Consider the following 19,531-nt stretch of genomic DNA (forward strand, 5'->3'; position numbering starts at 1 on the left):
AGTCTTGGTGTCGATCGGATCGTCAGAATTCGAATAATCGGCTTTTGCGTCGACCGCGGGGATCGAAAAAGAGCCGGAATTGAAGCCTACGTTACGGAATCTCGCCAAACCCTCGTCGCCTGGATCGCACCATCCACTTTGTGCCCTCAGACGCTATGCTAGTGGTGCGCCGCTACTCAATTTGCCAACCTGACGACGCGTTCCGAGGGTCGCCGTGTTCTCCGAACTCGGCGCGCGAAAAAGCGAAGCTTTGCCCCTTGCCGACCTCGGAGAGGACGGCGACTGTCCCGTCCGCGTTTCTTCAGCCGATCAATTCCACGATGCCCCGAAGCCGCCTCGGCCCGCTCGCAATCGAATCCAAACTTGGCGACCATCCGTCGACCAGTTCGGTTTGGCGTGCGATCCACGTGCAGCTGAAAAAGGCGATCGCGGTCAAGGTATTCTCGGCCCCCTTTGGCAGCACACCGGAAGCACGCCGGTTGTTGGCCGACGAATGGGAACGACTGAAGACGATGTCGCACCCCGGCATTGCGAAGTGTTTCGGCGGAGGCTTCGAAGAAACCGACGCCTACCTGGCGTATGAATTGATCGAGGGCGAAACGCTGTCCAGCCAGATCGAACGCGCCGGCCGACTGTCCTGGGAAAACGTCCTGGAGATCGGCCAGGGGATCGCCGACGCGTTGGAGTACCTGCACGGCCAGGGCGTGGTGCACGGGGCGATTTGCCCCGACAAGGTGATCGTGACCGGATTCGCCCCCGTGTTATTGGACCTGCGCATCGATCGGTTCGGATCGCCGTTTCGCACCACCCGCCCGCCTTCGATCGATCAAGTCGCACGCCAACCGCCGGAGTCGATCGCGGAAGCGGGGGGAAACGGAAATCCGGCAGCACCGCCGCAGGCCTCGGCCGACTTGTACGCGCTGGGCGTGTTGCTGTACCAGGCGATCACGGGGCGATTACCGGTCAGCGGGGACACGATGCAGGCCGTCCGCGAGAACGTGCAAAGCGAACTGCCGCCGACACCGGCATCGATCGTACTGCAGTGCCCGATTTGGTTCGACAAATTAATCATGCGGTTGCTGGAGAAAGACCCGGCCAATCGACCGCCCAGCGCGACCGCGGTCAAGTTGGCCTTGGCCGAGGTCCGCAAACGCGCCCTGTCCCGCACCAGTGTCGCCGAACACACCAGCAGCGGATTCAGCCCGCTGCAGGTCACCAACCAGCAAGACAAGGACGAGGCGCGAACGTTGTTGGGGCGGGGGGTGATCGACCTGGACGCGATCGAACCCGAAGACGAGGTCCCGGACAACGTCGTGTGGCACGACCAACCTTGGTTCCTGTTGGGCGGATTGGTGCTGTTGCTGATGCTGTTGGGCTACGTCGCCTGGCCGGCCAGCGAAGCGTCGCTGCGAGCCGAGGCGGAAAAGCTGATCGCGATGGACACACGCAAGGCGTTGGCCGAAGCCGAGGACGAACCGCTACGGGAATTGTTGATACGATTCCCAGACGGCCCGCACGCCGAGTGGGCCCAACAACAAATCGACTTGATTAACGTCAAACAGTTCTTGCATCAGCTGTCGATCAAAATCAAAAACAACCTGCCGATCAAGAACCAGGGCGAACTGCTGCACAAGCAGGCGCAAGAGTTTTCCGCCAACGGCGATTTTGCCAAGGCGATCGACAAGTACCACAGCATGGTAACGGTGCTGGGCGACGACCCGGACTACGAAACCGCGGTCAACGCGGCACGCTATCAGATCGCGGTCCTGGAAGAGAAATCCGCCGACGAAAGCGACGCGGCTAAGATCGTTCGCGCCCGTTTGGAGGAAGCCGATCAATTGCTGGCCGACAATCAAGTCGTCGAAGCCCGCAAGATCTGGTCCAGCCTGGTCGAACTGTACGGCGACAACTCCGACCTGAAACCACTGATCGACATCGCCCAGCAGCGGCTCATGGAAAACCAATGACTTCTTCCGCGAAGCTGCGCCGGGCATTAACAGGATATCAACACTCTTCTGATACGCTCTGCCTCAGATTCAAGGGATCGGTAGTTCATCGACTCCGCAAGGAGCGGTTCCGCAAGGAGCAGAGGCGTTATTGGCATGAGTGGGATCTCACCGTTGTCGGTACGGACGTTACTCGTCAGTGACGTCCACTTGGGATGCAAGCACGCCCGTACGGAGGAATTCCTGGAGTTTCTTCAAGGCTACCGCCCGGAAAAACTGTTTCTGGTCGGCGACTTCTTTGACGCCTGGAAAATCAATTCCGGTTGGCATTGGACCGAACCCTGCGACCGCATCATTCGCCACTTGGTCGATCTGGTGCAGCAAGGGACGCAACTGCACTACACACCCGGCAATCACGATTCGTTCCTCCGCGAAGCCTCGTTTCGCAGCGTCATGCCGGCCGGGTTCCCCGATGTCAGCATCGCCGATGAGTTCATTTTTGAAACGCTGCATGGCTGGCGATTCCTGGTCACCCACGGCGACCTGTTCGATTTTTTTGAAACCAAGGCGCAGTGGATCTCCAAAGGCAGTTCCTCGTTCTACGACGCCTGCCTGAGTTTCAATCGCTGGATCAAGAACCGTTTTCTGGCCCACGACCGAAACCCCTACGGTGCCTGCGCGGTGATCAAGGGGCGGGTCAAACGCGGCGTCAAATTCATCAGCCGTTACGAAAACAAAATCATGCACCATGCCTCGCAAAAGGATTGCGATGGCGTGATCTGCGGCCACATCCATACGCCGGTGATGAAGCGGTCCGAATCGGTGCTGTACTGCAACACCGGGGACTGGGTCGAAAACTGCACCGGATTGGTCGAATGCCACAACGGCGATTTGCAACTGGTCAGCCGCTACGGCGATTCTCAAACGTTGCAGTTGGGACGGCGAGAATCCGCCCCGCCACCGATCGACGATTTCAATCCGGAGTCGATCGCCGATGCACCGCTGTTTGACGACGCGGCCCCGTGTCACGACCGCGAGTGCGTCGTGTCTTCGGTCGACTGAGACACCTTCAACAAGCCATCAAACCATCCCCCAGGGAAACCATCGGAATGATCAAGGAATGGATTAGCAAACGCTGCTTCGACGCGGTGCATCAACGCAATCTGGTCTACAACACGTGTTGGGAAGACCCGCGTCTGGATCGCCAAGCACTCGATCTGGGTCCGGGCGACAGCGTGCTGGTGATCACGTCGGCCGGTTGCAACGCACTCGACTACGCGTTGCAAGCTCCCAAGCGCGTGCATGCGGTCGACGTCAATGCGATGCAAAATGCCTTGCTGGAACTCAAGATCGCCGCCATCCGGACGCTCGGGTACGATGACTTCTTTGAGGTGTTTGGCAGGGGCGTTCACCCGAATTGGAAGACCCTGTATCGCGATCGGGTGCGTCCGGCGCTGCGGCGAGACGATCGCGCGATCTGGGACCGGCGGACCGACTTCTTCGACGGCACCGCGCGACGCAACAGTTTCTACTTCCGCGGCACGTCCGGCTTTTTTGCCTGGATGATCAACGGCTACCTCAATCGCCCCAAAGGCTTGCGCGAATCAGTGCTGGAAATTCTGTCGGCCGAAACGGTCCAACAGCAAGCCGAGATCTATGATTCGCGCGGCGTTTCCGAACAACTGTTTTCCAAGCCGATGCGGTGGGTGCTGCGTCGTGACACGACGCTGGCGATGCTGGGCGTCCCGCGAAGTCAGCGTCTGCAAATCGATCGTGGCTACCCCGGCGGGATCGGACGCTTCATTCAAGATCGCATTGAAACCGTCTTTAAAAAAATCCCGCTGAAAGACAATTACTTTTGGCGTGTGTATTTGACCGGCAGCTACACACCGACCTGTTGTCCGGAATATCTGACACGGCAAGGTTTCGACCGACTTCGCGCCGGATTGGTCGATCGCGTCAGCACACACCACAACACGGTCGAGTCGTTTCTACGCGTCCACGACGAACCGATTTCGCGATTCGTCCTGCTGGACCACATGGACTGGTTGTACGAACGACATCCTGATCTGTTGGCCTCCGAATGGCAGAGCATCGTCGACCGCTCGGCAGAAAACACTCGCATCTTGTGGCGCAGTGCAGCCCTGGACGTCGACTTTGTCGATCCGTTGACGGTCCGATCCAATGGCAAGCCCACCTGCCTGGGTGACTTGCTGCGATACCAAAAGGAGTTGGCCGCCGAGTTGCATTTGACCGATCGTGTTCACACCTATGGCAGTTTTTATATCGCCGACCTGAACGGTGTCGCAGCATGACCAGCACAAGTGTTTCAAAAACCAACGGGCTAGGTGGCACGATCGCGGCGGCGGATCAATGCACCGACCAGAACACGGCCGCCGGAAAACCTTCCTGGGCAAGCGATCTGCGTGTGATCTGGCACTTGTTGGCTCACCCGGTTCGTGGAAAAACACATGCCGAGCGGCTGGAGAGTTTTTATAGCGGCCAAGCCGGTGATTACGACTCATTCCGAGCACGTTTGTTGCACGGTCGCGATGAATTGATCGACTCGCTGGACTTTCCGACCGCCGGGGTTTGGGCCGATCTGGGTGCCGGGACCGGGAAGAACATCCTCCGGGCGGGCGGGCGTTGTTCGGCGTTGAGGCAGATTCAATTGGTCGATCTTTCGCCCTCGTTGCTGGACGTCGCCCGCGAACGACTCGGCGCCGCCGGCGTGACGAACGCTCAGTATTGGCTGGCCGATGTGACGCGGTGGGAGCAAGCCGAAGAAAGCGTCGATCTGGTGACGTTCTCCTACTCGTTGACGATGATCCCCGACTGGTTCAAGGCCATCGAACTAGCGCATCGGATTTTGAAACCGGGCGGGGTCATCGGCGTCGTGGACTTTTATGTGTCGCGAAAATACGCGGCCCAGGGGCAACGGCAGCACGGTTGGCTGCGACGTTCGTTTTGGACGCATTGGTTCGGTGCGGACAACGTTTTCCTAAGCCCCGACCACACCGCCATGCTGCACCAAAAGTTTGACGCAACACGGTTTAGCGAGCGGCTGGGGCGTGTGCCCTATCTGCCGCTGGTTCGAGCGCCCTACTATTTGTTCGTCGGGACAAAAAGAGCTACGGATGTCGGTTAAATCTCTTGCTCCGGCAACTCTGGAACATCCAGTCCGGAATCATTCTTGGGCCGACGTGTCACGTGTTGCTTCGTCCGGCGGTCCCACGCCCGACCGATCGTCGGTCGATTCCGACTGGACGCGACTGTGCCGTGGGTTCCTGCGTTGCCATCGAAGTCCGCTGAATGTGGCCTGTCATCTGGTGACGACTCCCTTGGGACTGTTCGGCGCGTATTCGCTGCTGGCGTGGACCAGTCCGATTGCAGCCGCCTTGGTCGCCATGTTACACATCGCCGTGGTCGTCGCGTCCACCCCCGCTGGCGTCGCATGTTTGCACGCGATCGCCGTCGGGTTGATCGCCGCAGCGGCGGCTTGGCTGTCGCTTAGTCTCTGGTGGTCCGTCGCTGCGATCACCGTGGGGTACATCGGACAAGACCTCGCGCATTGGTTGACCGCCGAGCCGACGTTCCAAAGCACCTACAAGGATTCACGGCGCTGGTGGCAGCGATTCATCGAACATTCGCTCTTGCTGCTACCGGTATTGATCGTGATCGCCGGACGTTGGCGACAATCGCCGTTTCGCTTGCTGGTCGCCCGCAAGGCGGTGCTGAAAACGAAACTGACCGACGGCCAGGACAAAGCCGACTTCGATGCCATTCTGAACTGGGTCTGCGGTCAACAGGTTGACGTTTCGCAAAGCACACACTGGTGGCAGAGCGACCTATCGGGTGCCGGTGGAGCTTCCTTCCGGCGACTGGCCGAGTCGCCCCAATTGATGTCGATGATCCGTTCCTTTCACGGCAGCGGCTATGACGTCCGCCCGGTCTTGGGGATGAATGAGTTGTACGTCACCGGCCCGCCGAAAACGACGTCCTCGGACACCGTGTTCTACATGGGTCACGTCGACGGCCCCTGGGCGATCTTTCCGGGGGCAAGGTTGTACCGATGCATGTTGGCACTGAACCAAAACCTGGAAGTCACCACGCACTATCCGATGTCAAACCCCGAGTACACCGTGCCGGAAAGTCATCGGCTTCAGCACGGTGATGCGGTTGTGTTTGATTTCAATCGCGAACTGCATTACATCACCCGCAGCGCCGACCCACGGCAATCCGAACCACGGGTCAACTTGAAGCTGCATTTCGTCGCCTCTCCGCATTCGTTGCGTTGGTACGGAAGCCTGTTGGCTCGGTTGACCACATGGTACGACATCCGCGCTCGAGATCTGTTTTTGAAAACGATTCGCCCCGAGGGGATGTGGCCGGCCATCAAAGCCCGCTGGGTGTTGGCATGGACGCGTCTGTTCGAACAAACCGTACGCTTTGTCGGCTGGACCAATCTGGCCTACGTGACGATCGCGTTGTTGATCAGTGCCGTCGTCGGCGAGGCGGCTGTTTTCTTGGCCGCGACCAGCTTCGTTCACTACGCGATCTACATCGGGACGTTGCAGGAAAGGACTCCGGTTTCCTTTGGCACGTTCCGTCGCGATGCGATGTTTTTCAAGACCGTGTCGATGTCCCTGTTGCTGGCACTCTATGCCATGCACTTCGACCGCGACTTCGGAGCATTGACGCTGGTCATCGGAGGATTCGCACTGGCCGGGTACGCCGCACAGGTGCTGGGGATGAGGCGGACGTTGTTTTCCGCGGAACTCGGATTCGATCCGCCCGAACGAATCAAGCGGTTTCCATTTGGTACGATCCCCCACCCGATGATCATCGGAGCGATGACGGGGATCGGAGGGATGGCCCTGTCGGAAGGCTTTCGCGACCACTATGGCTGGCTGATCGCCGGCCACCTGGTTTGCTATGCCATCGTTCTGGTTCACGAGATCTGGCACACACGCCGGCGGGTGATTGCCGTTGAAAACCTCCATTTGCAGGGCCGGAACGCAGGTGCCGAAGTGAGCAGCACAGACACCAAGTGACGCCCCCTTCCCCGGCGAGGTCGTGCGGTTTTTGGAAGAAACCCTCCTGGCAGGAGGGTCGAGCGCAGCGAGGGGAGGTCGAACGGTGAATTGCCGAACAAGCTTTGGTCCTTTGGTCACATCGAATCGTGGATCAACCCTCCCCGCTCCGAGCGCTCACTCCTCCGCGACCCTCCCTGTGTGACATGCAACTTAATGCAGGTGCATTTCACTTCGAGTGGCGTCGCGCGAAACAATGACAACACAACCGCGTCGCGGTAGCACGCCAGCGGCGTGTCACAACAAAGCTTGGGGTCGCGATAGCGCACCCCAAGATCAGACGCACCAAGCCCCGCAACCCCAACGGGGTTGAACAACATGCGCCGCCCAAGTCGCGCGAGCGTTTCGCGGTCCGTTCACATTGCGTCGTTTGTTGAACCCCGATGGGGTTCCGATTCTCATTTGTCCCAGGCCCCGGGGTGCGCTTCGCGACCCCGGGCTGTGTTGTGGCACCGCTCTGCGGTGGAAGTCGAGGGGGACGACGTCCGTCGAAACAGGCGAATGCCCTCTGTCTTGTTGGGCTACATCACTTCACTGAAAAAAAGTCGCTCAGAAACATATTTCACGTCCCGCAGGGAGGGTGACTTCACGTTTTCGGTGCATCCACCGCTCAACCCCGAAATCAACGTTCAATTCCCCATCGCGGCGGAAAGCTGTTCGGCCAACATGGCTTGGGGAATTTCGACGGTCACCGACACGGTCTTGCCGCTGCGGTTGATCGAGACCGATTGCAGGTAGTTGGCGGCCAACGCCATGCCGGGATCGGTTCCGTTTTGTGCCATGGAATTGATCATCGCGACGGATCCTTGGATCATCTGACGCAACTGTTCAGCTTGACCGTCCACTTGGGTGACGAAATTGACCGAAGCTCGCAGGCTGGCGCCTTGGTCGGACAGCGTCACGGCGGCGGTTTGGATCATTTCCGCGGCGGTCGAGAACGGCGGTTCCGAGAGGGCGGCTTGGGGCAGTGCAAACAGGTTGACGTCGACCAGATTGCCGGTCGCCAGCGGCAATCGACGCGACAACTCGGCTCCGGTTTGCCCATCGAAATGATCCAGCACCTGATGGACCGGTTTGGCGGCCAGGCCGGCGACGACTCGTTTGGTTCCATCGGCAGCGGTGTGAACCGAACCGTACAATCGGTCGCCGTCCAAAACGACGCTATGGATTTGATAGTCGCGATGAACGCTGCTTTGGTATTCGGGCATCGCCAGCAGCAAACCTTCCAGGTTGCCGGTTGTTTTTTGCAGTTCCAGGATCACGCAAACGCTTTGCGGAGCGTTTTCAAAGTTGCTGCATAAGACGGTGATGCGTTTGGCGTCGGCGATGGGATCAAATCCCAGTGCGTCGATCATTTCCCCCGCCGACGCCGATTCGGGGTCCTCAGCCAACGACGCGGTGATGCCACTTTGGAAACCGCCGACTAACTGTTGGCCGAGCGGGTTGGCCTTGACCCGATCCAAGTCAATGTTGGCGGCCATCTGGACGTCGGCGGGGACCAGGATTGACGGAGGGGTGGCGACCGTAACACCAGTGATAAGGGCGGCGATTGTGAAAACGACCGAGTTGAAAAAACGCATGAGGATGGTGCTCGTTCTGGTGGATCGGTAAGCGCGAAAGCCGCGCCCGGTTGGGGGGGAGCGGGGGACGTGTTTGGCAAGCTTTGCTCGCCGACAATCGGGGGATCGGAATCCGGGTCCGAATTTCAAAAAAATCACGGTTTTCGCCTGGGAAAAGCGGGCCGCGGGCCTGACCGTTGTCCGTCGACCCTTTCGAAATCCCCACAAACGCGGTACCTTTTGCGGCTGACCGAAACGAAATCTTCTTCCTCTAGCGACGAAATAGACCACGCAAAATGAGTGTTGCATCGACTGATCTTGAGACCCTCGCGGTCGACACCATTCGCTCCCTCAGCATGGACGCGGTCCAAACCGCCAACAGCGGTCACCCCGGGACACCGATGGCGCTCGCCCCGATCGCCTATCAGTTGTTCAATCACACGATGCAATACGATCCGGCCCAGCCCCACTGGCCCAACCGCGATCGCTTCGTCCTGTCCTGTGGCCACGCTTCGATGTTGCTTTACAGCACGCTGCATCTGGCCGGCGTTAAAGCGACCGACAAGGACGGCAAGGTCCTGGACGAACTGTCGATCAAATTGGAAGACATCAAGAACTTTCGCCAGATCGGCAGCGTTTGTGCCGGGCACCCCGAATACGCCGAAGCCGCCGGCATCGAAACCACGACCGGTCCGCTGGGTGCCGGAGTGAGCAACAGCGTCGGGATGGCGATCAGCGAAAAGTGGTTGGCCGAAAACTACAACACCGACGACCACAAACTGTTCGATTACAACGTCTTCGCCCTGTGCAGCGACGGTGACCTGATGGAAGGCGTCGCGTGCGAAGCCGCCTCGGTCGCCGGTCACCTGAAACTGGACAACCTGTGCTGGCTGTACGACGACAACAGCATCACGATCGAAGGCGACACGTCACTGGCGTTCTCCGAAGACGTCGGCAAGCGATTCGAAGGCCTGGGCTGGAACGTCGTGCATGTCGCCGACGTCAACGAACTGTCCAACTTAGCCGACGCGATCGAAAAGTTTCGCAGCTGCACCGACAAGCCGACCATCATCATCTGCAAGACGATCATCGGTTGGGGTGCCCCGAACAAACAGAACACGCACGGAGCCCACGGTGCACCGCTGGGCTGGGACGAAGTCGAACTGGCCAAAAAGGCGTACGGTTTCCCGCCCGAAGAAAAGTTCTACATCCCCGACGGCGTGGTCGAACATTTCGCCAACAACCTCGGTCAACGCGGCGCGGCCGGGTACGAGAAATGGAACGAAACCTGGTCGGCCTACAAGAGTGCCAACCCCGAAAAGGCGGCCGAGCTTCAGGCGATCTTTGACGGCAAACTGCCCGAGGGCTGGGACAAAGACATCCCGGAATTCGAAGCCAGCGAGAAAGGCGACGCGACACGCAACAGCAGCGGTAAAGTGCTCAACGCGATCGCCAAAAACGTCCCCTTCATGATCGGCGGTTCGGCAGACTTGGCGCCGAGTAACAAGAGCGATTTGAAGTTCGAAGGTGCCGGTGACTTCTTGCCCAATCAATTCGGCGGTCGCAACCTGCACTTCGGGATTCGCGAACACGCGATGGCCGGCATCGTCAACGGCATCTGCCTGTCGGGCCTCCGCGGCTATGCGGCGACGTTCTTTGTGTTCACCGACTACATGCGTGGTGCGATGCGATTGTCGTCGATCATGCACCAGCCGATCCTGTACATCCTGACGCACGATTCGATCGGCGTCGGCGAAGACGGACCGACGCACCAACCGGTCGAACACCTGTCGGCCTGCCGTGCCATCCCAGGCTTGAACGTGTTCCGCCCCGGCGATGCCAACGAAGTCGCCGAATGTTATCGCACGGCGATGCAGATCACCGACCATCCGGCCGCGATGGTGCTGTCACGCCAGAACATGGCCACGCTGTGCCGCACCAAGTACGCCGATGCTTCGGGCTGTTCCAAGGGCGGCTACGTGCTGGCTGATTGCGAAGGCACGCCGGACGTCATCTTGATGGGCAGTGGCAGCGAACTCGGCCTGTGCGTCACCGCCGCCGAAAAACTGACCGCCGCCGGCAAGAAGGTCCGCGTGGTCAGCATGCCCTGCATGGACCTGTTCGCCGAGCAAAGCCAAGCCTACCGGGACCAGGTCTTGCCGCCGGAAGTCACCAACCGCGTGGCCGTCGAAGCGGGCCTGAGAATGTCGTGGGACCGCTGGATCGGACTGCAAGGCAAGTTTGTCGGCATGTCCGGCTATGGGGCCAGCGGACCCTACGCCGAGGTCTACGAGCACTTCGGCATCAACGAAGACGCCGTGGTCGCGGCCGCCGGCGGCTGAGGCCGATGAAGATCCCGAATCAGCAGAACCGTCCCTTCACCGGTGCCAACATGACGCCGATGATCGACGTCGTGTTTCTGCTGATCATCTTCTTTCTGGTGTCCAGTCACCTGGCGCGTCAAGAATCGCGGTTGCCGGTCGAGTTGCCTGTCGCAGCGACTCATCAGCCGCTGAGTGTTGATCCGGTGTCGTTGACGATCACGGTCAATCGCGAGCGTCAGATCATGGTCGGTGGAAACGCCGTCGACCTCGCCGGGCTGAACGAGATCCTGGCCGATGTCGTCCGCCGCGACGGCGAATCGGCATCGCTCCGCATTCGCACCGACGGCGCGGTGCCCTACGGCACGGTCGAACCGATCTTGAAAGCGTCGTCCGAGCAGGGCCTGCTGGACATCAAATTGGCCGTCAAGGAAGAGGGCTAGGGCGATGCGATTGCCGCGTCACGATCGAACCGGTTCGCTGGAAGTCAAAATGACGCCGATGATTGACGTCGTTTTTTTGTTGTTGATCTTCTTTGTTTGGACCAGCAGTTTCGAAACGCCGGAGTACGATCTGCCGAGCGCGCTTGCGGAAGTCCCCGCCGGTGGCAGCGAGGCCAACACGGACCAGCCGCCGCCGGTCGAAGCGTTCGACGAAATCGTGGTGAAACTGTTGGTGCGTGGCGGATTGCCGGTCATCGAGTTCGGCGGCCAACCGGTCGAATCGACCGAGGTGCTGCAAGAGCGTTTGGCGGAAGTCATCGCCTTGGGCGTGCAGCCGCCGGTGATCATCGATCCAGAGTCCGAGGTCACGATGGAACGCACCGTGGCCGCCTACGACGCCGCCCGAGCCGCCGGCGCCGACCGCGTTCTGTACGCCACCGCGGCAGAGTAAGCGTGGCGAGCGGGGCGAAGTGTAGAACCATTGTCTCAATTGTTCCCCCTCAGCCGTTTCGGCTGAGAGGACCACGGCGGGTGACCGCGTTGCGGCCACCGGGAACAGTTGGGGACAACGGTTCTACAATGACCGCACCAGTGTAGAACCATTGTCTCAATTGTTCCCCCTCAGCCGTCTCGGCTGAGAGGACCACGGCGGGTGACCGCGTTGCGGTCACGGGGGAACAGTTGGGGACAACGGTTCTACAATGACCGCACCAGTGTAGAACCATTGTCTCAATTGTTCCCCCCTCAGCCGTTTCGGCTGAGAGGATCACAGCGGATGACCGCGGTGCGGCCACCGGGAACAGTTGGGGACAACGGTTCTACAATGACCGCACCAGTGTAGAACCATTGTCTCAATTGTTCCCCCTCAGCCGTTTCGGCTGAGAGGATCACAGCGGGTGACCGCGTTGCGGTCACGGGGAACAGTTGGGGACAACGGTTCTACAATGACCGCACCAGTGTAGAACCATTGTCTCAATTGTTCCCCCTCAGCCGTCTCGGCTGAGAGGAGCACGGCGGGTGACCGCAGTGCGGTCACGGGGGAACAGTTGGGGACAACGGTTCTACAATGCGATTTAGCGGCGATACTCGTTTAAGAACCCGCCTCGTGAGGCGGTTTCGGTGCGGGGGTTGAAGATCTTTCGCGTGCGATGCGGGGCGTAGGGTTTGACGGTGGGGTGGATCGCGGCCTGATCAGGCGACTCGATGATGACTTCGCCCGACGGCGGTCCGTAGCTCTCGGTCACCACGCCGCCGCAATTGCATCCGCCTTCGCAACCGCAGGCGGGTTCACAACTGCAGGGCCCTTCGCACCCACAGGCCGGCTCGAAGCCGCATCCGGGTTCAATGCCGCACGCCGGCTCGAAGCCACAACCGGGTTCGATGACGCCACAGTCACAGGCTCCTTCGCAGCCGCAGGCCGGTTCGACGATGCAGCTGTCGCATCCATCACAGCCGCTGGAACAACTCGGTGCGAAACCACGCCGGGTCGTCGACATCGGCCCCGGGTCGCAACCGCAGCGGTATCCCCAAAGGGTGCGAATGCCGGTGAACACGGATCGACACTGACCGCAGCTTTGCCCGTTGTAGTTGCCGCAGGAATCACAGGGATCGACACAATCGGCCGGATGGTTGATCCAGGGGTCGACGTACAGTTCGCCGCATCCGGTGCAGGCGTTGCATCCGCCGCAGGAAGCGTCGCCGCAACTGGAATCGCAACCGCCGCTGAACCCCGGTCCGCCCATGGGGCCGCAACATCCGGCTCCCATCGGCCCGACGCATCCCGTCAAGGAGACCGTGATCCATCCAACCAGTAACCATCCAAACACGCGTGACATCATCGTTATCCCATGAAACGAAATCGCTTGCGAATCCTTTGCCAAAAGCTCTCGCACGCCTTGTGATCCAAACCGACAACAGGCGACGGACGCGCCGTGTCTACGGTCGTCATCGTCAACGCAACCGTCAAAGTTGACTAAAACTGTTTAAACGGATCGCATCGTTTGCCATCAAACGACGCCCGGCGATCACGCACCGCCGGGCAAAATGCGTCTTCCGCTGCGATCGACGATTTGGGTAGTGTTCGCCGTCAGACGAGATGGGCCTGTGCGAACCGGATTGAAATCCGCCAAGCCTGTTTCACGAACCGATGTTTCACGGACACCGTTCCCTGCCTCAGAGTAGCTTTGCTGATGCGATCTGCAGCACCACTGGACGAGTCTTTTCGCGATGACGAACCGCCGCGATCGTCAGCGGAGCCGGGTTCGGATTCCCAGGCCCCCGCGGCACCGGAATCCCCGTCGGTCGGGCAAACCCCAGCGGTGCGTTTGGTCTACCCACAGACGGAAACATCCAAGGCCGCCTTTCGCGTCAACGCGCTGCTGTGGTTTGCCGGCATGCTGTTGCTGTCGGTGCCGATGGTCACGCTGATGGACATCTCCGTCGCACGATGGTTTGCCAGAGACCCGCTGCCCAGAGAGTTTCGCAGCGGGTTGGAATTGATGCAAATCTTCTCACACGGCAGCGGGATCTTCTTGGTCCTGATCGGGATCTTTTTGATGGCACCGCAGTGTCGTTGGCACCTGCCTCGACTGGCCACACTCGCACTCGGTGCCGGAGCGATCGCAACGTTGGCCAAGATGTTTGTGTTGCGACCGCGTCCGACGGGGTTGAACTTGGACGTCGCGTCGATCGATTCGGCCTGGCTGTGGGCGTTCGATTGGACGCTTTCGCAGGTCGCCACCTTTGACGCCAGCACCCGTGCCTTTCCCAGCGGAAACGTGGCGACGGCGACGGCGCTGACCGTAGGGTTATGGATGGTTCTGCCCCGTGGACGTTGGTTGTTCGCGGCGATCTGCTTGGGCACCGGTTTGCAACGGCTGGCCAGCATCGCCCACTTTCCCAGCGACATTCTCGGCGGCGCGGCGTTCGGACTGATATGGGCCTACGTGTGTTTGCATCCCCGACTGCTGGGCAACCTGTTTGACAAAATGCAACCCGAATCGGAACCGCGTCGACGACGACGTCAACGGATGAACGACGGCGCAGGCGCGAAGAGCACCGATCAGGGCAAGGTTGCCGCATAGAGCGTGAATCGAAAAAGCCCACCGATGGCAGCGTGAACCCACGGATGTGATCGGGTTGGGACAGTCCGGGAGGGGAAGCGATGTGTCGGATTCACCCTCCCTTCCAGGGAGGGTTAATTCTTCACTCGGTGTGATGTTCGGCCCTGGGCGCGGCGACTTCGCACTTTAGTCCACACGGCCCCGGCGACGATCAGCAGCGCCGGCGCTGCGGCCAATCTGCGGACGCGGGCACGGGTGTCAGTGGTTTCGGCAATGACGGCATCCTGGTCGTCTACGGCAAACGCCACGGTCTCGACCGGCACCGGAGATGATGTGTCCAACGGTTCAACCATCGGCGGGTCCAGGGCAACCGATCCCGCGACACCGGCCATGGCGTCATCGGGTGAACCGCCGAATTCGAACACCAAAGCAACTTCCGGCGACGTGACAGCCGCGAACAAGGGCGTTTCGCTGTGGGCGGCGTCCGCTGCATCGGCCCGAATCACTCCCGGACGCAGGCCTTCCGAGTCGACGATCGATTCTTTGTCCTGACCAGCCGCGGAGGCTTCGTCCCAACGCGCCTCGGTGTCCTCCCCTTGCGGCGCGAGACGCTGGATGTTGGTGACGATGAACTTTGATTCACTCGGCAATCGAATCGTCGACGGATCCAGCTCGGTTGCGACCAATTCAGATGTCGTCGACAATCGAATCACTTCGCCTTCACCTGGCAACTGATCCGTCAATCGGTCGACCGGCGTTTTAACCGATCCCGATTCGATGGAATGCGAGGTCAGTTTGCGAGGCAGCGTCTTGGGCGTGGAACGAATCGCTTGATCCCCACGTTCTCCACCGTCGGGTGCGAACGGTTCGATCGTCGGTACGTGTGCAAGGGAGGGCATCACGGGGCTGGGGATGATCTCCAACGGCGACAATCCGCTATCGGCCGGGTCGGTAAACGGGTAGGAATCCAGCACGCCGTCGCCACGATCGATTTCGATCGAGATCGAATCACGGCTGGACAAGTCATACTCGGAATCCAACGCAGCCGCGAAACGACCGTCGGACAAGATCGCATCGATCATCGCCGACCGGAGCAACCAATCGTCCTGGGCGGCCCAGACGTTTTCTGACGCGAAACGATCGCCTGGCGCGGCTACAATCGGTCCGACAATCAATCGCAGGGTGTCGTTGGATCGTCCGTTGACCGGTTCCAGTCGCACCACCATCGTCTGGTAGTTGGGAATCGACGGATGATTGGACGCCAGGCTGACCATGAAGTCGACCGTTTCGAAGTCGGGCCCGGCAAGCAGGTCACGCGTTTCAAGACGTTCCAACATCAGCGGTCGGCTACGGTGACGGCCGTTTCGCTTTCGACGTTGGTCGGACAGATGACGTGTTGGGGTCATTGGGATGGTTCGACAGATGTGAATTGATCGGCAAACCGCATGACCTTTTGTAAGGTCGGATCCTTTCGTTTTGACTCGAGATCCTTCAGTCCCGCAGCAACCGCCAGTTGCCACGTTTGAACCGTTTCGTCGATCCAACGCTGACGTGGCAACAAGGTTGATTCACCGTCGCCGACGGCAGCTTCGGCAAGCTCGAGAGTGACTCGATACAAATGATTCGGATCATCGCTCCAAAGTTCGCGCCGCTGCAGTGCGACTTCACCCGCCTGGTCGGATTGACCTTGGCGTTTCCAGAACCGTCCGTACTTCACATAGCTGGCGTTCAGCCAGACCCGGAAGTCATGAACTTGCGGCGAACGCTCCACGGCCCAACGTTGGTGCTCGATTGCATCATCGTAGTATTTTCGCGCCGACTGGGGATCAGAATTCTCTAAAAGTGGAGCCAGATTCGAAAGCACGCCGCCGAGTTGGGCTCGGTAATGCGGCGACAGGGGCGACGTGCTGACCAGCTCGTTCAATAAGGATTCGGCCTTTTTGAAATGCGAGATCGCGTCGGCGGGCGCCGCCTCGGACGACAACACGACTTGGCCCAGGTTGTTGTGGGCGACCGCCAACTGTTCTTTAAAGCGGCTGGACGTCGGTGCACGCATGACCAGCACCTGTTGGGCATCGATGGCTTCCTGATAGGCCTTGAGCGCCTCGTCGGTCCGCCCGCGGCGGTTGAAGATCGCGCCGCGGTGGTTGTAACAGGTGGCCAATTCGGACAGCGCCGCCAAGTCGTGCGGGCGCCGCTCGGCGAGCTTCTTGTGCAGGGCGATCGCCAGTTGGTTGTAGCGGTCGGCGGCGTCCAAATCATTGCTGGCAAATAGGAACGACAACTGCGCATAGGAAACGGCCAATTCGCGTTGGTATTCTGCGTTGTCGGGATCGATTTCGATCAGTTCCGATTGCATGTCGATGGCGTTTTCGTACGTCCGACGTGATTGCAGGGCGTTTCCGACGGCGCGTTCCAGGTTGCCGACGTTGACCAGGGCGGCGATCCGCAGATGCTTGATTTTCAAGTCGTCTTGGTCGGCGGTGTCGAGCGAGTCGATGATCTGGCGTGCCCGCTGGTACTCCCGTTCGGCTTTGGGAAAGTCGCCTTGCTGGAACGCGAGTTCGCCGAGGTTGTTGTGACAGACGGCAAGATCATGGCCGATCCGGGCGTGATTGGGGGCGCTTTTTTGTTCGTCACTTTGGAGCAATGCTTGGTAAAGCCCGATCGCGGTTTCGTAGCAGGTGACCGCTTCGGAAAACCGTCCCAGTTGACGATGCATCGACGCCATTTGGGTGTTGCACAGGGCCAGGGCGAATCGCATCGAGGCGTCGCCGTCCATCTGCTGGGCAAACGATTGATAGTCGGCCAAGGTTTCTTGCAGGATCGATTGGCGAACCGTCTCGGTCCCGGGGACGCCGGCCAGCTTGGTGGCCAGTCGCATTCCGAAGCGGTCGACGACATCGATCGCTTTTTGCAGGTTCAGCTGTGACTGTTGGAAATTCGATTCGGCGGTCTGAAGCGCCGCTTCGGTACGGCTTTTCTCGTTGGACAGCAGCATCGCGGCGCTGCCGGCGGTCAACGTGGTCAGGGCCAGCGCGGCGACGATCGACGCGACCAGCGTGCGGTGGCGGGTGGCCCACTGCGAGACGTAGTCGATGACGGTGGGGCGTTTGGCCAGCGGCGGTTTCCCGGCCAGGAATCGCGCCAAGTCCTCGGCCATCGCGGCAGCGCTTTGATAACGATCATCCCGCGGTTTTTGGATCGCCTTGAGCACGATGGTTTCCAAGTCGATCGGGATCGCCGGATTCAGTCGCCTGGGCCGTTCGGGGTGTTGACGTTGGATTTGATCGAGCATCGTCACGCGATCGGTGGCGTCGTGGGGCGGTTCCAAGGTCAAAAGTTCGTACAGGGTGACGCCGAGTGAATAGACGTCGCTGATATGGTCGACCAAGCTGCCGCGGCCGGCCGCCGCCTCGGGGCTCATGTAGCGGATCGTCCCCAACAGATCCCCCGTCATCGTGATGGTGATGCTGTTTTGGCAACGGGCGAGCCCGAAGTCAGTCACCCACAGTTTGCCTTGTTGGTCGATCAACAAATTGGACGGTTTGATGTCGCGGTGCACGACGCCGAATTCATGGGCATGTTCGATCGCCGTGGCGGCTTGGCGGATCAATTCGGCGGCGGCGGTCATGTGGCCGTGGGACCGAATGCTGCGGAGCGTGGAAAAGACACCGATCGGAACGGTGCTGCCCGATGCATCGGCGTCGTCGCGCCGCGCGTCACGTGACTGCCGCAGCTGGCTGATCGCTTTGTCCAATGGTTGGCCGTCGATGAACTGCATGCTGTAGTAGTGGACGCCGCGATCGCATCCGACCGAATGGACGGGAACGATGTGGGGGTGGTGCAGTTGGGCGGCAGCCTGCGCTTCGTTTTTAAACCGAATGATCTGGCGTCGGTCCAAAACGGCGGCAAAGGGCAACACTTTCAGCGCGACCCGCCGACCGAGCGACTTCTGCCGCGCTTCATAGACCACGCCCATGCCGCCGCGTCCGACTTCGCGAAGGATCTCGAAATCACCCAGTTCGTTTTCGCTGGCGTTGCCAGGATCCTCCGAGGGTTCTTTCGGCCCCAGTTCCGCGGTGGCGTGATGCACAAAGTCCAGCCCGCGCAAATACCAACGCAGCGGCTCGGCCAATTCGGGATGGTCTTGAATCAACGCGTCGGGATCGCTGGGGCGGCCTTGTTCCAGCCCATCCAGGTAGGCTTCGAGAATCTCCGAGAGCCGTTCTTGTTGCTCCGGCGTGAGGGCATCCAAAGGATTGGCGGCCAGCGTTGCGGCGACGCCGTGGTTCAAAACATCCGGCCCCTCGTCAGGTCGCACGGTCGGCTTGTGATTGGTCACGACGTGGTTCATAACACACCTCGCGATTCGAGCCGGACGCGGAGCTGGGCGATCGCCCGCATCCAAAGCATCCGCACGGCACCGGCGGATCGTTCCATCCGCGCCGCGACCTCGGGAAAGGCGAGCCCTTCGATGTGTCGCAACAGGATCACCTCGCGATAGTCGTCGGGCAGCTCTGCCAGTTCATTGGCCAACAGCAGACTCGCTTCGTGGTTTTGCGCGTCGGTGCTGGGGGTTTGTCCCGGATCGGCGATGATGGCGACCAGCCGCGCCGTCGACCGCTCCAAAGTGGCACCGACGTCATCGAGTGAGATTTCGCGGCGGACGTCTCGTTTCTCTGCCAACACATGTCGTTGGATGATGTGCCCGAGGTTGTTGATCAAGATCTTGCGCAGCCAGCCGAGAAATTCCTCGGGACAGCTGCCGCGGAACTTTGAAAAATCCCGATGGGCTTCCAGCAGCGTGTCCTGGACGACATCCGACGCACTGGTCCTGGCTTGCAGTTTTTGATCGAGCTGCGTCCGCGCGATCAGTTTCAGATAATTTAAATACAGTTGCAGCAAGCGGCCCAGGCAATCGCCTTGGCCGTTCTGTGCTCCGGCGAGCAGTTGATTCGCTTCACTGGTGATGAGATTGCTCATCGGGGTTGACCACGTTGGAAAAACTGGGCGAAACACCATTGATGATTTTGGCCCGACGGATCATCACCTGTCACGGGGATTTTTGTTTTTTTGGCGGCGTGTCGCAGCGGTCCTCCGGTGT

At 60.0% G+C, this 19,531-nt stretch carries 14 protein-coding genes; 9 read left to right on the forward strand and 5 right to left on the reverse strand.

The window, feature by feature from the left end:
* The first annotated feature begins 320 nt into the window (after positions 1-320).
* From H1B37_RS15385 to H1B37_RS34425, 5 genes are all read left to right on the forward strand, one after another.
* Positions 321-1,967, forward strand: a complete 1,647-nt coding sequence (locus H1B37_RS15385; RefSeq protein ID WP_182867553.1) for a serine/threonine protein kinase — start codon at positions 321-323, stop codon at positions 1,965-1,967.
* Between the two features lie 135 nt (positions 1,968-2,102).
* Positions 2,103-3,008: a UDP-2,3-diacylglucosamine diphosphatase gene (locus H1B37_RS15390; RefSeq protein ID WP_182867554.1), complete on the forward strand. Its 906-nt coding sequence runs from the start codon at positions 2,103-2,105 to the stop codon at positions 3,006-3,008.
* A 47-nt stretch (positions 3,009-3,055) separates the two neighbouring features.
* Positions 3,056-4,261: a BtaA family protein gene (locus tag H1B37_RS15395; RefSeq protein WP_182867555.1), complete on the forward strand. Its 1,206-nt coding sequence runs from the start codon at positions 3,056-3,058 to the stop codon at positions 4,259-4,261.
* Positions 4,258-5,094, forward strand: coding sequence for a class I SAM-dependent methyltransferase (locus H1B37_RS15400; protein ID WP_182867556.1), 837 nt, complete (start codon positions 4,258-4,260; stop codon positions 5,092-5,094). Before H1B37_RS15395 ends, H1B37_RS15400 begins: the two co-directional genes overlap by 4 nt.
* 55 nt (positions 5,095-5,149) lie before the next feature.
* Entirely contained in the window at positions 5,150-7,000 is a 1,851-nt protein-coding gene (locus H1B37_RS34425; protein ID WP_182867557.1) for a methyltransferase, read from the forward strand.
* 668 nt (positions 7,001-7,668) lie between these two features.
* On the opposite strand, the gene H1B37_RS15410 is transcribed toward H1B37_RS34425, so the two are convergent.
* On the reverse strand, positions 7,669-8,619 hold the full coding sequence (locus H1B37_RS15410) for a hypothetical protein (protein WP_182867558.1): 951 nt from the start codon (positions 8,617-8,619) through the stop codon (positions 7,669-7,671).
* Positions 8,620-8,894: 275 nt separating this feature from the next.
* Between H1B37_RS15410 and tkt the strand changes: the two genes are divergently transcribed.
* From tkt to H1B37_RS15425, 3 genes are read left to right on the forward strand one after another with little or no spacing between them, the layout of a single operon-like run.
* Positions 8,895-10,940, forward strand: coding sequence for a transketolase (tkt, locus tag H1B37_RS15415; RefSeq protein ID WP_182867559.1), 2,046 nt, complete (start codon positions 8,895-8,897; stop codon positions 10,938-10,940).
* A gap of 5 nt (positions 10,941-10,945) precedes the next feature.
* On the forward strand, positions 10,946-11,362 hold the full coding sequence (locus tag H1B37_RS15420) for an ExbD/TolR family protein (RefSeq protein WP_182867560.1): 417 nt from the start codon (positions 10,946-10,948) through the stop codon (positions 11,360-11,362).
* Positions 11,363-11,366: 4 nt separating this feature from the next.
* Positions 11,367-11,813, forward strand: coding sequence for an ExbD/TolR family protein (locus H1B37_RS15425; RefSeq protein WP_182867561.1), 447 nt, complete (start codon positions 11,367-11,369; stop codon positions 11,811-11,813).
* Positions 11,814-12,435: 622 nt separating this feature from the next.
* On the opposite strand, the gene H1B37_RS33865 is transcribed toward H1B37_RS15425, so the two are convergent.
* Entirely contained in the window at positions 12,436-13,200 is a 765-nt protein-coding gene (locus H1B37_RS33865; protein ID WP_286177790.1) for a hypothetical protein, read from the reverse strand.
* Positions 13,201-13,551: 351 nt separating this feature from the next.
* Between H1B37_RS33865 and H1B37_RS15435 the strand changes: the two genes are divergently transcribed.
* Positions 13,552-14,445: a phosphatase PAP2 family protein gene (locus H1B37_RS15435; protein ID WP_182867562.1), complete on the forward strand. Its 894-nt coding sequence runs from the start codon at positions 13,552-13,554 to the stop codon at positions 14,443-14,445.
* Between the two features lie 113 nt (positions 14,446-14,558).
* Here the strand turns inward: H1B37_RS15435 and H1B37_RS15440 are convergent, their stop codons facing one another.
* Genes H1B37_RS15440 through H1B37_RS15450 form a run of 3 tightly spaced genes read right to left on the reverse strand, consistent with a single transcriptional unit; the run spans position 14,559 to position 19,410 of the window.
* On the reverse strand, positions 14,559-15,830 hold the full coding sequence (locus tag H1B37_RS15440; RefSeq protein ID WP_182867563.1) for a hypothetical protein: 1,272 nt from the start codon (positions 15,828-15,830) through the stop codon (positions 14,559-14,561).
* Positions 15,827-18,781 carry a serine/threonine-protein kinase gene (locus tag H1B37_RS15445; protein ID WP_182867564.1) on the reverse strand — a complete coding sequence of 985 codons (2,955 nt, stop codon included), beginning with the start codon at positions 18,779-18,781 and terminating at the stop codon, positions 15,827-15,829. Before H1B37_RS15445 ends, H1B37_RS15440 begins: the two co-directional genes overlap by 4 nt.
* On the reverse strand, positions 18,778-19,410 hold the full coding sequence (locus tag H1B37_RS15450; RefSeq protein WP_182867565.1) for a sigma-70 family RNA polymerase sigma factor: 633 nt from the start codon (positions 19,408-19,410) through the stop codon (positions 18,778-18,780). The genes H1B37_RS15445 and H1B37_RS15450 overlap by 4 nt, the downstream gene beginning before the upstream one ends.
* Positions 19,411-19,531: the final 121 nt, after the last annotated feature.

The organism is Stieleria mannarensis (genome assembly GCF_014154935.1).
GTDB lineage: Bacteria > Planctomycetota > Planctomycetia > Pirellulales > Pirellulaceae > Stieleria > Stieleria mannarensis.